The following is a 16,268-nucleotide window of genomic DNA, read 5'->3' as shown; positions in this document are numbered from 1 at the left end:
TTCAATCTTATTTCGATGAATTTATCTTTAGGATTAATAGCTCTATTTTTAAAGATACTTATTTCACAAAACAATAGAAAGAATGATAAGTGAAATGCATGTTTATCAGAATCAAATAACACAGAAGCTAAATATATAACTCGGCAATTTTATATACAAGATGAAAAATTAATTCAATCTTATAGACAAACAGTTTATAACATATTGTGTTTGTTTATTTTAGATTTTACCTCTGAGTCGTTTAAGCTATTTATTTTCAAATACTAATTTTCTTTTCATTTGATTAATTGCACTGTACAAAATACTAAAAATTGCATCTGATGAAAACCCACCCAATAATGCAAGCAAACTTTTATTGTACAACAAATCTGAAGTTTTCCCATTTAGAAATGGAAATATAAGAATTTCAGACATTAATAAACCAGACATTAATCCTAAAATAATGACTACAGGATAATAAGCTGAATCTTCTGGAATGATCGTAACTTTCCTAATGGAAGAATTTATGCTTCTGAGTAAATAAAACATAACTCCTAAACCAGAAATAGAAATTAAATACCCCAAATTAAATAAAAGAGAGACTCCATGATTGTCCAATACTCCTCTATCCAGTGATTTCATATTGACCATTGAGGAACAGCTTATCCCTATAAAAGATATGAGAAAAAGAAAAGATATAATTAATAAATTTTTTGAAAAAGGCATTCGACTAAGAAAACTTGTATTCTTCCAATCAATAGCTATTTCTTTGTAGAATCTTATAGACTTAGGAGTAACAGGAGAAATATTTGTACATAGTAAATTGTATGCTTCTAGTAAATCGTTTATGCTACTATTTTGGACTAAGATATTAACTTGGGGATTAATTGTTATACCATTATAAGTTGCAAAAGAAATCATACTATTAATATGTTTATTTAATTCGGTGATGACCTCCGTTGAAATACCAAGTTCATTTTGAACATCTGACGATGTAACTAATTTATCATCATTCTGGTTAGTTGGGTGGTTTTCTTTGTTGCTCATTTATTAAAATAATTTTACTTATCATATCTTGATAATTAATATTTTGCTATTCACCTGATAAAGGTGGACTTTCTGGAATTAAACGACTAATGTAGCCTATAACTTGTTTTACATCAGACGTTAATATTATTGTGTCTTTTTCAACATTGTCGCTTTTTGGGCTCTCTATTATATTATTTAGTACAAATGTTCCCATACAAACAACGTTCTCTGAGGTTTTTCTATTACTAGAAAGAATTTCTCTATCCGTAGGATCAAAGTTTCCTTCAACTTCAATTCTGGATCCTATTAAAACAGATTGCGGAATTAATGGAAAACTACCTTTATTACCAATTAAACTTCCATTTGAAAAATAGCCCTTATCTAAACCATCAATTTTCCAAGAGTTGTTATTTAAGATTTCAAAGTTTAACCATGAGCGATAGAAATCAACGCGAAGAAGTTTTAAATAAATTCTTGTGATTTTAGAATTTACATTTAGTGGTATTTCTGCATAATTTTTATGGGAATCGAATATTTTCCATGATAAATTAGAGTCATTCCCACTCAAAATTAAAAAGTCTTCGGAATTAGCGACCGCATCAGCTAAATCAATCTCTATTTCGACTAAGTTAGAGCCGCTGTCAAGTAACTCAACCCAATCAGACGGTTTAGCTTGCACATTATACCAATCTTCTGGAATTCCTCCAAAACCTGAAAGTTTTGAAAAATTATAAGAATTACGCGCACTTTCAAACACTGCTTGTGAATATTTTGAAAATGCATTAGCATTATTAACAATATTCCCCCAAATTTTAGATACAGAATTAAGACTGTCTACATAAGTAGGAAACAGTAATGGAATAGTATCGGACAATAGTGCAAACTGATAAGCAGCCCTATAATCTCCTGTCGGATTTGCACTAGAATGAGCATTTTTATACTGATTAATTTCAATTACAAAAGGAATCGAATTTAGTTGTAAAATGGTTTGGCCGATAGTTTCATTATTAAGATTCTTTAAAACTGCTTTTTTATCTTTTGCACGTTCTAGATTTATTTTTTTTAACAATTCAGAAGCAATCAAAGATGATATATTTCCCATAGATTAATTATTTAAATCGAAAATGGTATAAAAAATGTACCTCTTTCCGCTCAAAACACAATTTGAACAAAATGGGAGTTAATTGAATAGGAAACTCCCTTTTTAATAAAACATCTAATTATTTGAATCTAGTTTTGGAGAGAAAGGAACAATTTTACTTACCCAACCAATTATTTGCATACCTGGAATTTTTATTTCTCCATTTTGAAAATCAGAATCAAAACTATCTTCTGTTCTTCCATAACCATAACTTCCACCAACAGAAAATGGACCATAACCAACCGAAATACTAGTTTTAATCGATTCTTTAAAATGTTCTTCTTCTTCGTGACTAAAATCTGCTTTTATTGTAATATCTCTTGCTACAATGAATGCAACGGGATACATTGGTATGTAATTCGAGGCATTTGTTGAGTCAATTTTGCCATTAGATATTTCACCCTTCTTGAACAGATTGCTGGACCAATAATTTAAACGAAATAGAGATTCGGAAAACCAAGGACGTTGTATATTTACTTTTGCAATCATTGCCGAAATTTCTACACTATCTTTGTCAGCACTGCTAGTTGAATGTTCGAAACTACCTTCAGCGTTGGCTTTTACCTTAATAAGACCATAATTAACATTAGTATCTACACTAAAACTATGTTCTGTTGATTTTGATCTCAATTTAGTATTACCACCACTTATTTTTAATTCTGTAAAATTTGGATTATTTTCATCAGTCCAATTTGCAGGTGAAGGATAGCTAAACAACCATTTATCTGAAAATCCCAGAGAAGAACTAAATTTTTGATCATCACTAATTGCTTCTCTAGCTCGTTGAATAGTTTGTCTAATTCCATCATTAATCGTAGTATTTAAAATTGCTAATGCTTGTTCAACGTACTTAGCGTTACCAACAGCCAATTTTCTAAACGCGACCTTAATATTGTTTTCTAATATAGGGGCTTTCGCTTGCCAATTTCTATCAGCTGAAAACCTAATTGTATCATCTTTAGATCCTAAATCATCCAAATATAGATTATATGTATTTCTATAAATTATTATTGAAGAAACATAATCGTTCATATTAGACTCATAATTTACATAATCTTCACCATTTGTTCTGTTGATTACTACCTCGCCTGTAAATGGATTTTTTTCCTCTCTTAAAGGATGAAGATAATTATAGGCTTTATCATAAATTTCTGCTTGTTTAGTATCCACAGCACTGTTGGAGTTAGCGCTAAGAATTATATCTTCATAATTTTTTGAAAGTGGATTATTTGAATTTTGCCATTCTATAGCCAATGGAGAAATTTGATCTACCATTCTTGAAAATTCTTCGGATGCCTTTAAGTCTCCCAAAGGATTTGATGGAGTTCTGGGATTGGCAAATGATTTAACATCTACTGCTGCATTTTTCGAAAAATGAATAAAAGTTTCCGCTTCTGTAAATGGGTTTGATCCGCTTGCCGGTTGATAAGTAACAGCATCAAATATTCTATCATAAATCGCTTGCAACAATTCTTTTTCTTGTTCTTGTGTCATAGTTTTATTTATTAAATGTTTATTGGGGAGTATAGAAATTGGCGTTATTGCGTTATTTTAATTTAAAAAAGCTAAACTGGAGTTTCATTAATTCCAAGTAAATACCTGAATATGGTTTCAAAAGATATTTTCTTAGATCCTATTTTTTTTCCATTATTTTGGAAGTCATTCAAGTAGGAAATTTTTAAATACAAGACATCAGTTTGTCTTTCTCCATGGTTACTATTTATTAAATCCTTCAAAATATTTCTAAAAGTTACTGTATTAGATAAAACATCAATAATACTATTTCCCGGTATAAAATCTAAAACACTCCTGGTCAACGCATTAATTGCAATATTAACAGGGTAAGTTCCATCGTATCGCTCTTTTTCTATAAATTTAGATATCCCAATATAAATGTCAGGTAAAGTCCTAATTTCGTTTGAAATAAAAACATTTTGATTCATATAAAAGAAATCCACCAATTCAGAAAGTTTTCCAATTATCACAAGTGGCTGCACACCAGCCCCTTGTTCCGAAAACAAAAAATCTCCTTTTGAGCTTTTAATTGCTTTTTTTAAAACACCTCTATCTAAAACAATTCCTTGCCATGGCACTCTAATCAATTGCGAGCTGGGTTCTCTGTATAACTCTATCATATTATTTTAAAATTTTTAGTTCATTTTAAAACAATTTTACATCCAATAAATTTATCTTATAAGTCTTTTTTAATAAATGAAGATAATAAATAGATAAATGGTCCTTTTGATGGAATAAAATAATGCTCCTTTATGGTAAACTTGTTTGATCACCACTATTTATTAATTTACTTATACATGACTACTCCTGAACAAGTTTGGGTTTCTGATCTTACCTACATTGGAAAAAGAAATAATCTGTGTTATTTAAGTTTGATAACTGATGCGTGTTCAAAGAAGAAAATGGAATATTATGTTGCTAAAAATCTAAATACTCAAAGCTGTTTAAAAGCACTAAAGATGGCTCTTAAGCAGAGAATGCAAAACAAACTGCCTTTGATCCATCATTCTGATAGAGGTCTACAATATTGCTGATGAATATCAAAAAGAGCTGGTAAAAAATACAGTATTATGTAGTATGACACAAAACCCAGATCCTTATTAAAATGCAGTAGCAAAAATGATTATCATAATTTTAAAGCAGGTATTTATGATTGACGGATGTCACAAAAACAGAAAGATTACAGCCCAAATAGTAAAAGAAACCATCCGTATTTATAATGATTTTAGGCTTCATTATTCAAATTACATGCTCACACCAAATCAGATGCATTGCCCAATAAAACGAAAATGAGAACTTATAAAAACAGCTACGAGAAAAACTTGTAACCGTCTAATTATTTTATCTAAAAAACTGTATCGTTTATTTAGGACTAGTTATAAAAATCAATTCCATAAACCAATTCTACACCTTTTTTCCATCCTTCATTTCGGACAAGATAAAATCTCAAAACAAAAACCAAAGCTGGTAGGTTTCAAAAACCTGTCAGCTTTAATTCACAAAAACGAAGAAAACTATTTCGTGCTGCATTCCTTAAAAAAAACACCTCTTTTGCAAGGTTCTTAATCAAATTTAAAACGTTTATAATAAAATTTGAAATACCATTTTCTTACTCCGGTTTAATTTCGCTTTACAAACATTCAATTTAACTGAATACTATAAAACGAATAAACTATGAAAAAAATCTGCCATCTATTTTTAGCCTTTTCAACTTTAACGTTAAGTTTATCCGCTCAGTCAATGAGGGATTACTCCTCTTCAGCATGGTTTAAAAATACAACAGAAGTAATTCATTCACAATTAAACAAAGCTGCCGAAACTTATCAACCTGGCAAAAATCCACGTTCCATAAATCCTGATGGGACAATACGATTAGCAGGATTAACCGATTGGACAACTGGTTTTTTTCCCGGCACGCTCTGGTACGGGTATGAGCTAACCGGGGATAAAGTACTGGCAGAAAAAGCAAAAATATTTACACTTGCTCTTGATTCTATTCGAAATATAAAAAACACCCATGATGTTGGTTTTATGCTTTTCTGCTCTTATGGAAATGCCTACAGAATTACGGGAGATAGGGTTTATCTGCCTGTATTAGCAGATGGCGCTGCTAATCTGTATGCTCGATTTAATCCTAAAGTTGGAACGATTCGTTCTTGGGATTGGTTACACTATCCTGTAATTATAGACAACATGATGAATTTAGAGTATTTATATTGGAGCGCAAATCAATTTAAGAATCCAAAGTACGCTGCTGCAGCTAGTACCCATGCTTTAACAACGATGAAAAATCATTTCAGAAAAGATTACAGTTCCTATCATGTTGTAGATTATGATCCCCAAACGGGTAAAGTTTTACGTAAAATGACACATCAAGGTGTAACAGACGACTCAGCTTGGGCTCGCGGCCAGGCGTGGGGACTATATGGTTATACAATGTGTTATGCAAACACTAAAAATCCTCAATTTTTAAAACAAGCCAAAAACATTGCCTCTTTTATCATGAATCATCCTCGCATGCCAAAAGACAAAGTACCTGTTTGGGATTTTGATGTTCACAACGCAATGGATACAGATGTGCCAGCTCCAAGAGACGCTTCTGCAGCGGCCGTCATTGCTTCTGGTTTATTAGATTTAAGCACACAAGTAAAAGATGGAAAAATATATTTTGATTATGCAGAAGACATTTTAAAATCCTTATCATCCGATGCTTATTTAGCGAAACCGGGAGAAAATGGTTATTTTATATTGAAACATAGCGTGGGTGCATTTTTATACAATTCAGAAATTGACACCCCTCTTGATTACGCCGATTATTATTATCTGGAAGCCCTAAAAAGATACGCTTCGATCAAAAAAATCTAAACCCTTTTTATTAAAAACGAAACCATTAAAAGCCTATTGATTCTCTCTATAATCTGTTCTTGCCTAAAATATTTCAGCAGTAAATAAGTCTTATAAAAATATTTTAAACTAGATCGAATTTTGCCAAAATTTTATTCTCAGCACATCGGATACGCTCAGAATAAGATACCGTTTACTTAAAAGAATACATATAAACGCAGTCCTGATAATTACGCTTTATTTAGAAACATCAAAATCAATAATTATGAAAAAAAAATTACTTGCTTTACTTTGTGTGTTTACCTTTTTAGAATCAAATGCGCAAAATTCCAGTTGGACCTATGATTTTGGCAGTACTTCCGCATCGCCTTATGTCTCCGGCACTTATAGTTCAACTTATTTACCTGCACCAACGGCTGGCGGTGGCGTTGCGAGTGTAAGAGCTTCAACTTCAACGGAAGGTTTTATGGAACTAACTACTAATGGTTATGCGGGAGGAACCGGAGCTGAACTTAAAATGACCGGTGGAACTACGACAACTGGTGCTAAATTAGGACTAGCTCCCTTTTCCGGTACAGCAGTGGGTACTTTTCAATGCAAAATAAATGTCTTATCCGGAACAAATGGCAGATTCCTGTTCTATTTCGGAAACGGAAGTAATTTCACTAATGGAAGCGGCATAAATATCTCACAAACATTTGCTGCTTTAAGACTATCTCCAACTGCTGCCGGTGTAAATCTTGACTGGCTTACAGCAGCTGCCAGTCCTAACTATACCACAACGGGGCTTACGCAAACCACTATTAATAAAAATCAAGTTTATACACTGAAGTTTTTCATGAATAACAGTAATAGTGAAGCTTCCTATACAACTTATAATGGTGCAACTCCAATCGCACATAATCTCCCGGCCGGAACTTTTGATGTCTGGCTCGACAATACTAAAATCCTCACCAATGCTGACGCCGGAAATGGTCTGCTAACACAAGGCACGGTTCTAAATGGAATGAATTTACTGAACATAGGCGCAGGCTCATCAGCACCTGTGTTGTGTATCGACGATATAAGTTATACTAATTTTTTAGCAGCGGCACCACCACCAAGTATCACCAATACGATTCTGAATGCAGATTACGAAAACGGCAGTACTAATTCCGGCATTACAGGTGTAACAGCCACTCATGCATTAGCTTCAGATGCCGTTTATATGGTTCCGAATGGCGCGACAGGTAATTATGCAGTTGCTCACAAAGTTGTCCTTGGCAATTCCGATTATTATTCTGATGGATCCTATCGAAGCGAATCTGATGCAGTTTCCGAAAAACAATTCCGCTATTCTCCCGGAGATGAGCGTCGTTATGAATTTAGTGTTTTACTAAAAGATTGGGAGCAATGGAACAGTAACAATCCGGCCTACGGTGATAATATTTTTCAGTTAAAGATGTCAGACGGACAGTTACTGCCTGTTAGGATCCTGACCAGACGTAACTCGATCGTTACTCGTAATTATACGGAACAAAACGATCTGGTGTCTGATTTTCGTCCCTACATTAATCAGTGGATTCGTTTTCGTATTGATGTAAAATGGTCTACAGCTGCTACCGGATATCTAAAAATATACACCAAGCTCCCTGATCAAGCCGATTACAACTTAATGCTTGATAAAAATAATTTTGTCACTTTTACAGGAAATGTTGAAAATGGAAATGTCGGATATATTAAATGGGGAGTGTATCGAGAAGCGGGAAAAGATGCCAACGGAGATGTAATCACCAGCGACAATGTGCTCACTCGTATCGCCTATCACGATGATATTAGAATTTTTGAATTAAATAATGCCAGTGCACCAGTCCAACTCTGGAATAATGCTTTAATTGGTCCTATCGATTTTACCTCATCTATTACTACAGGTAATACTGTAAATCTGAACATTCTCAATGATGGCAGTACTATGCCTGTTTTTTTCTATGGTACTAATGGAGGTCTAAATACTGCCGGAGCATTAAGCGGAAGGGTTTTAATAAACGGATGGACAAATAAAACAACCTCTTCAGATCCTGCCACTTCTTTTAACCCGGACCAATATTTTGAGTTCAAACTGCAACCAGCCAATGGCTATAAGGTGATTTTTTCTAATCTTACATTTACGGCTAGAAAAGGAAATACAACAGACCCGGGCACCTATGTTATGAGATCCAGTTTAGATGGTTTTACCAATGATATCACAGCTCCTCAAAATTTTCCCGTCACCTCAGCGACTTCACTTACCTATGATCTGTCTCCATTATCGAATGTAAAAACACCCATTACCCTACGTTTATACTGGTACGGATCAGATAGAACAAGCGGAACTTCTTTAATAGGTATTGATGATTTTACTTTCAATGGTCAAACGAAAGCCATTCTTGCTATTCCTAATAAATCTGATATAACGAAGAATACCGATCAGGGTTTAGGAACCTATACCGCTAAAGAAAGTGAATTAGACATCACAGCCATTAACAATTGTAGTGCAGCTACTTACAGTTATTCGCTCACCGGAAGCACTACAGCTACTGGCATCGGATCTTTAGCAAATAAAATATTTAATACAGGCGAGACTACTTTAACCTGGACAGCAACAGATGACTGCAATAGCGCTTCCACTACATTTAAGATTAAAGTAATAGATTTAGAAAAACCTGTTTTTTCAGAAGCTGTAGAAATAACCGCAAATAATGACCCAAATCAATGTAGAGCATTACTAACATTACTAAAACCTGAAGTTTCAGATAATTGTGCTGTTGCAAGCGTGACTAGTGACGCTCCATATTTTTTTCCTTCAGGAACAACAATCGTAACTTGGACCGCTGTCGATACAAATGGTAATACCGCCATAACGACTCAGAAAATTACTGTTCTCGATGTGGAATCACCTGTACTAAATTCTATCCCTGCTGTTACACTATGTTATGACCCGGGGAATCATTATATACTTCCGGCTGTCACAGCAGTTGATAATTGCGACATTAAATCTATTTTTTATCACATTACAGGCGCAACCAATAGAGATGGAAATGGCCTAAATGTCGATGGTAATTTTAATGTGGGAGTATCCTCAATTACATGGACCGTTACTGACCATGCCGGAAATAGCAGCACCGCTACTACTACAATTACAATTAACAGTGAGTTCTCAGTAAACATTCCCGATATTTATGCGGTAAGTCCGGGAGGTAAACCAAATACTATTTATTTAGGTTACGGTCCGTCCTCGCTAACCCTGACTGCAACTACTCTGAACGGAAAAGCGCCTTACACTTATGCATGGAATAATGGCGCCACAACAGCCAGTATTTTAGTGAATCCTTCGGTTGAAGGGGTACATCCTTATACCGTTACCGTTACAGATGCCCTTGGATGTTCCTCCACCGTAACAAAAGAAATCACTGTAACCAATATTCTTTGTGCCGGTAAAAAAGTAAGCATATGCCATACGAGCAGCCCTAATCACGATAAAACACTTTGCATTTCCTCAAATGCAGTTTCGGCTCATTTAGCACACGGCTGTTATCTTGGTAGTTGTGAAATGGATTACAGTAAAACCCCAAAAGAAGAAATAACTCTCGCAGAACAAGAAACCAATGAGTTCATCGTAACCGCAATTCCTAATCCATCGAAATCTGAATTTAATTTAAACATTACAGGAAAATCCAATCAAACTTATTCTGTAAGTATCTTTGATGTGTTAGGACGAAAAATAAAACTTTTAAATGCAAAAAGTGGTGAAACGTTCACCGTTGGTCATGAGCTAAAAACGGGTTTATACTTTGCGGAAATAACGGAAGGTCAGAATAAAAAAACAGTTAAGCTAATCAAACAATAGTCAAAATTTCGCATGAAAAATCTAATAAAAACAATCCTTTTTACTTTCGCAATATTGACAATTTCTTTCGGTAATGCTCAGGAAAAGGAAATTACAAAAACGAGTTTCGATAATGTTAATCTTGCTTATCCGGGACTGGAAAAAGTAAATAAACTGTTTGAGGCCGGCAAGTATACTGATGCTGCGAATGAATTATTGACCTATTATCGCACTCGCAAAAATAGTAAGCTCTCTGATTTTAATTTGGGCGATGAAGCTAAATTTAAAGGAAAAGAAATTGGAAAAGCAGATCAGGAAAAGGCAGACAATGCCCTACTACACCAATTTAAACCGCAAAAAGGATATGGATTTTTTGATTATGGAAAAGACATCAATTGGGATTACTGGCCTGTAAAAGATAACGAAATTCGCTGGCAGCTGCACCGCGTAACGTGGTGGCAAAGTATGGGTATCGCCTACCGCGCCAGTGGAGAGGAAAAATATGCCAAAGAGTGGATTTTTCAGTTTCGTGATTGGGAAAAGAAAAACTATTTAGGACGTTCTATCGAAAACAATCACATTGCGTGGCGTCCTTTAGAAGTTTCTGAGCGTATACAAAGTCTTCCCGGAACGTTTAATTTATTTGTCGCATCGCCTAATTTCACGCCGGCATTTTTAATGGAATTTCTAAACAGCTTTGACAAACAAACCGCTTATATTCCTGAAAATTATAGTAAAGAAGGGAACCACCTACTGTTTGAAGCACAACGTGTTCTGGGCGCCGGCGCTTTTTTTCCGGAATTAAAAAAGGCAGAAGAGTGGCGCAAAAGTGGTATCGAGGTTTTAAATCGTGAAATAAAACTTCAAGTACTTCCTGACGGTGTGCAATGGGAGCTATCCCCTACTTATCATATTGCCTGCATTGATATTTTCTTAAAAGCTTATAATTCAGCTAAAATGGCAGGAGTTGAGAAAGAATTTCCAAACACTTACAGCGAAACGATTGAAAAAATGATCACGGCAGTCGCAAATATCTCTTTCCCGGATTATAACAACCCAATGTTTGGTGATTCCTGGCCCGTAGAAAAACGTTTACGAATGAAACAATTTACAGACTGGTCAAAAATATTTCCGGAAAATGAATTAATGAAATATTTTGCTACTAATGGCGCTAAAGGTAAAGTACCTGATTATTTATCAAGTGAATTGCCAAATGCCGGTTTTTATACTTTTAGAAATGGATGGAACGATCAATCGACGGTCTTGATTTTAAAAGCCGGTCCTCCTGCTGAATTTCATGCTCAGCCCGATAATGGAACATTTGAATTATGGGTAAAAGGAAGGAATTTTACACCGGACAGCGGTTCCTATCTCTATAGCGGTGACGCAGAAATAACCAAAAAGAGAAATTGGTATCGCCAGACCAAAGTGCACAGTACTTTGACTTTGAACAATGAGAATATGATCATTACCAAAGCCCAACAAAATAAGTGGAAAACCTCTAAAAACTTAGATATTTTAACCTATACGAATCCTAGTTATACTGATTTAAATCACCAGCGTACCGTTTTCTTCATTGATAAAAAATATTTCGTAATTATAGATCGTGCCATTGGTAAAGCAACCGGGAATTTGGGCATCCATTTTCAATTAAAGGAAGACAGTAAACCCGTTTTTGATACTGCTAAAAATAAGATTTATACCACTTATGCCGATGGCAATAATCTTTTGATACAAGCAATACATTCAGATCATGTAACACTTACTGAAGAAGACGGAAAAGTTTCCTATATATATGCGAAAGAAGTAAAAAGACCCGCCTTTGTATTCGAAAAGATTAAAAACAATAACCAGAATGAACTATTTGCAACGATCATTTTCCCTTATGAAGGCAGTAAAGCTCCTGAAATAACGGTGAAACCTAATAGAAACAATGATTTTGAGAAAGGAAATATTGACTTAAACATTACTGTAAATGGCAAGAAAAGCAAAATAACAGCCCAATTAATCGATTGATTTTTTCACCTTATTAAAATGCGCTCTGTAAAACACCTGAAATTATTTAGGTGTTTTTTTTTTATGATTTTATTTTTTAAAATTATTCCATTATTTGAAATAAATACAAGAACCTAATCGGTAAAGTCAACCCATTAAATTCCAGATTATAATTAAACCCAAACAGTATTAAAGTTAACCTTACAATACCTTTGATTTAACGCTTACATAGTTATACGATTTGAAAAAGTAAGATAAAAACGCTGTTTTAAAAACCTCAAGAACACTCCTAAATACGGGTTATTTCGTTAAAAATCAACCATTACACATACACATTAATCAAATTCAATAGCTTTTTAGTTATTTTCAAAACAACCGTTTGTACTCGATTTCTATATTTGTTTTTATCAAATCAAACTTTTAACATGACTAAACCAAAAAAAAATGAATCAACTAACACACCAACCGTTTTTACACCTGGAAGTAAAACATCACAACTCTTTTTTTAAGTTACTAAATCGTTATCCTTTTCTGCTTAAAGAAAAAACCAATACAGCTGTTTTTAGGAAAACCAAACTCTAAAAAAGAAGCAACAGTATTTTAAACACTTTTTGAAATTAGTAACTTCAACTTATCAGGTAAATTAAATGAATCTGAGACAGTCGAATTTAAATTATTCAAAAAGACGGGAATCAACCAAACAATATTAATTAGGGATAAAATTTCAATTTAATTCCTGTTTTACAATAGATTATGAAAAGGACTATATTTTTATTTTTACTGCTTACCACATGTAAGGTTATGTACGGACAGGATGTTATTACTGTAAAAGGTCTGGTAACCGATTCACAGAAGATGCCTATGCCGGGAGCGACTGTTTCTGAAAAAGGGACAACAAACAGTACCACGACATCAATGGACGGGATTTATTCCATTAAAGTACATTCTAATGCTGTACTGGTCTTTTCTTACATCGGAACCAAAACAAAAGAAGAACCGGTTAAAAACCAAACCAGCATCAATATCAGACTTCAAGATGACACAAATAATCTGGATGAAGTAGTCGTGGTAGGTTATGGAACTAAATCAAGAAAAGATCTTACGGGAGCTGTTTCCTCAATTAAAGGTAATGAACTGGCTAAAATCCCTGTACAAAACGTGGCACAGGCTTTACAAGGGCGTATTGCCGGAATGCAGGTCACCATGTCTGACGGCAGACCGGGTGGAGAGCCTTCTCTAAAAATCAGAGGAGGAACCTCTATTACACAAAGTAATGAACCTTTGTACGTAGTTGACGGCGTAGCTCAGACTACCGGATTGGCTTTTTTAGACCCAATGGATATAGAATCTGTAGATGTCTTAAAAGATGCAGCATCCACTTCAATTTATGGGGCTCAGGGAGCAAATGGAGTTGTTTTGGTTACTACAAAACAAGCTAAAGGAGGAAAACTGACCTTAAGCTATGATACTTATGGCGGAATAAAAACATTAGCAAATAAGCTGGACGTAATGAAACCTTACGATTATGTGAAATTAATGTACGAAGGAGCATTAGCAGATCCGGCAAGATTGCAAAAATTCACAAATAATTACGGCACTTTTGAAGAGTTGGAAGGTTTATACAAAAACAGACAAGGTGTCGATTGGCAAGAAGAAGTTTTTGGTAAAGCTGTGGTAAGCCAATATCATAAATTGAGTATTAGTGGTGGCGAAAATGATACTAAATACAATGTCTTTTATTCGAATAATAACGATCAGGGTATTATGTTAGGAAGTGAATCTATAAAAAATATTGCGAAGCTTTCTGTGACCAATAAAGTCGGCAAGAAGTTCACCATTAATTCTATTGTAAATTTTTCAAATCAAAAAATTACTGGCCTGTCTACAGGAGAAGGCGGAAATGCCCGATTAAGTATGCTGCAGGCTTTATTACAATACAGACCAACAATTGGAAAAAATGGTGTCGATGAAGATTTAAAAACCCTGGTAGTTGACCCATTAGACAATCAAGATTCTCCCGTTTTTCAAAGTCCGGTGCTTACTATTGAGAATCAGCAAAGAGAAACCATCAAAAAAACGCTAAATATGAGTTTTCAGCTCTTATACAATATCACGCCACATTTGACCTACACCGGATTAATCAATTACTCTGACAATAGTTATAAGTACAAATTATTTAACGGTGCCGAAGGTATTCAAGCAATCAGAAGCGGTGGAGCTAATGGTTCTGTGACACACAATACTGCTACACGTCTGAATTATAATAACGTTCTAACCTACAGTACTAAATTTGGCGAAAAGCATAAATTAGATGTTACCGCAGGACAAGAATATATTTATAATTATGCCGAAGGAATGTCTGCTTCAGCTTCAGCATTTCCAGATGTTAACTTAAGCTGGGACAAATTGCAATTAGGAACGATTGCTGGAATTCCTACCACCTACGCTGAGGATGATAAACTACTGTCTTTTTTCGGAAAAACAAATTATTCTTATAAAAACAGATATCTTTTATCTGCCAGTTTAAGAGCAGATGGATCTTCGAAATTTGGTACTGAAAACCAATGGGGCTTTTTTCCGTCAATCTCTTTAGCATGGCGAATTATTGAAGAAGATTTTATGAGAAGCATCCCTCAGTTTTCGGATTTGAAACTGCGTGTAAGTTATGGTGAAGCAGGAAATAATCGTATTGCAAATTATGCTGCATTAGGTATTTTTGATTCCGGATCTTATCCGCTCAACAATCAGCAGACCGCAACTGCTTACCAAGACAATCTCCCTAATCCGTTCTTGAAATGGGAAGCAACAAAATCAACCAACATTGGTTTAGACTTAGGTTTTTTTAAACAACGCATCAGCCTTACGACAGAACTTTACGATAATAAATCTCAAGATTTGTTGTACAATACCCGCGTCCCTGCAAGTTCCGGTTTCAGCCAGCAATTTCAAAATATTGGAGCGACTTCCAGCCGTGGACTAGAATTTACGTTAAATACGACAAATATTAAAACGGATCATTTTAATTGGAGTTCCAGTTTTAATATTGCCTTTAATAAAACCAAAGTCTTGGAATTAAGCCAAGGTGAAACTTCACTTATTACCAATAGTTATACAACCACTAATGACTACATCTTACAAGTTGGTAAACCGGTCGGTATTATGTACGGTTATGTCAGAGACGGATTATATCAGGTAAACGATTTTGACTACAATCAGGCAACCAATACTTATGCTCTAAAATCGGGTGTGGTAAAAGATAATATTGTCGTACAACCCGGATTTATCAAATTTAAAGATATCAGCGGTCCCAATGGAACACCGGACGGAATTATAAATGATTTAGACCGAACTGCCATTGGTAATTCTAATCCTAAATATACCGGAGGTCTAAACAATACTTTTAGCTACAAAGGAATTGATTTTAGTGTTTTCCTTGATTTCTGTGTCGGAAATGATATCTATAATGCCAATGTATTAAATAACTCAAGACTTAATTTAGAGAATTTAAACACTTTAGATATCTATTCCAACAGATGGATGTCTATAAATTCAGACGGAAATGTTGTCACAAATCCTAACGAGCTTGCTGCTTTAAACCAAGGAAAAACCAATCCTGTTTATAATGGTAATACAACAGGACGTTTGTATAGTGATATTATCGAAGACGGTTCCTTTTTGAGAATCAACAATGTAAGTTTAGGATATACATTGCCAAAAAAATGGTTAAATGCATCTAAAATTTCCAACTTCCGAATCTATTTTACGGCATACAATTTATATGTATTTACTAAATATACAGGCTATGATCCTGAAGTAAGTGTGAGTAATAATGCGATAACCAGAGGAGTAGATTTTAGTGCTTATCCTAGAAGCAAATCCTTTATCACAGGACTAAGTATTTCACTTTAATTTAAAAATTCA

The 16,268-nt window shown here is 34.4% G+C and carries 9 protein-coding genes; 5 read left to right on the top strand and 4 right to left on the bottom strand.

Going from position 1 to position 16,268, the window contains the following annotated elements; all coding sequences use genetic code 11:
* Nucleotides 1-246 precede the first annotated feature (246 nt).
* The 4 genes from ACHRV5_RS10785 to ACHRV5_RS10770 all read right to left on the bottom strand — a co-directional run bounded on the left by ACHRV5_RS10785 (nt 247) and on the right by ACHRV5_RS10770 (nt 4,284).
* Nucleotides 247-1,026: a hypothetical protein gene (locus ACHRV5_RS10785; protein ID WP_395426731.1), complete on the bottom strand. Its 780-nt coding sequence runs from the start codon at nt 1,024-1,026 to the stop codon at nt 247-249.
* A 46-nt stretch (nt 1,027-1,072) separates the two neighbouring features.
* Complete coding sequence (locus ACHRV5_RS10780) at nt 1,073-2,110, bottom strand: hypothetical protein (RefSeq protein WP_395426730.1); 1,038 nt, start codon at nt 2,108-2,110, stop codon at nt 1,073-1,075.
* A 114-nt stretch (nt 2,111-2,224) separates the two neighbouring features.
* Nucleotides 2,225-3,643 carry a hypothetical protein gene (locus tag ACHRV5_RS10775; RefSeq protein ID WP_047778153.1) on the bottom strand — a complete coding sequence of 473 codons (1,419 nt, stop codon included), beginning with the start codon at nt 3,641-3,643 and terminating at the stop codon, nt 2,225-2,227.
* Nucleotides 3,644-3,714: 71 nt separating this feature from the next.
* Complete coding sequence (locus ACHRV5_RS10770; RefSeq protein ID WP_395426729.1) at nt 3,715-4,284, bottom strand: hypothetical protein; 570 nt, start codon at nt 4,282-4,284, stop codon at nt 3,715-3,717.
* Between the two features lie 132 nt (nt 4,285-4,416).
* Here ACHRV5_RS10770 and ACHRV5_RS10765 point away from each other — a divergent pair, with 132 nt between their 5' ends.
* From ACHRV5_RS10765 to ACHRV5_RS10745, 5 genes are all read left to right on the top strand, one after another.
* Nucleotides 4,417-4,698 (top strand): DDE-type integrase/transposase/recombinase, encoded by a 282-nt coding sequence (locus tag ACHRV5_RS10765; protein ID WP_395426728.1) that lies wholly within the window; start codon nt 4,417-4,419, stop codon nt 4,696-4,698.
* A 640-nt stretch (nt 4,699-5,338) separates the two neighbouring features.
* Nucleotides 5,339-6,529: a glycoside hydrolase family 88 protein gene (locus tag ACHRV5_RS10760; RefSeq protein WP_395426727.1), complete on the top strand. Its 1,191-nt coding sequence runs from the start codon at nt 5,339-5,341 to the stop codon at nt 6,527-6,529.
* 244 nt (nt 6,530-6,773) lie between these two features.
* Nucleotides 6,774-10,373: a heparin lyase I family protein gene (locus tag ACHRV5_RS10755; RefSeq protein WP_395426726.1), complete on the top strand. Its 3,600-nt coding sequence runs from the start codon at nt 6,774-6,776 to the stop codon at nt 10,371-10,373.
* 12 nt (nt 10,374-10,385) lie between these two features.
* A complete protein-coding gene (hepC, locus tag ACHRV5_RS10750; protein ID WP_395426725.1) occupies nt 10,386-12,368 on the top strand; it encodes a heparin-sulfate lyase HepC in 1,983 nt (660 codons plus the stop codon).
* Nucleotides 12,369-13,100: 732 nt separating this feature from the next.
* A complete protein-coding gene (locus ACHRV5_RS10745) occupies nt 13,101-16,256 on the top strand; it encodes a SusC/RagA family TonB-linked outer membrane protein (protein WP_395426724.1) in 3,156 nt (1,051 codons plus the stop codon).
* The last annotated feature ends 12 nt before the right edge of the window (nt 16,257-16,268 follow it).

It is taken from the genome of Flavobacterium sp. FlaQc-52 (assembly GCF_044007495.1).
Classification (GTDB): Bacteria; Bacteroidota; Bacteroidia; order Flavobacteriales; family Flavobacteriaceae; genus Flavobacterium; species Flavobacterium cupriresistens.
Note: the sequence above shows the minus strand (reverse complement) of the source record. Positions and strands in the feature narration are given on the sequence as shown.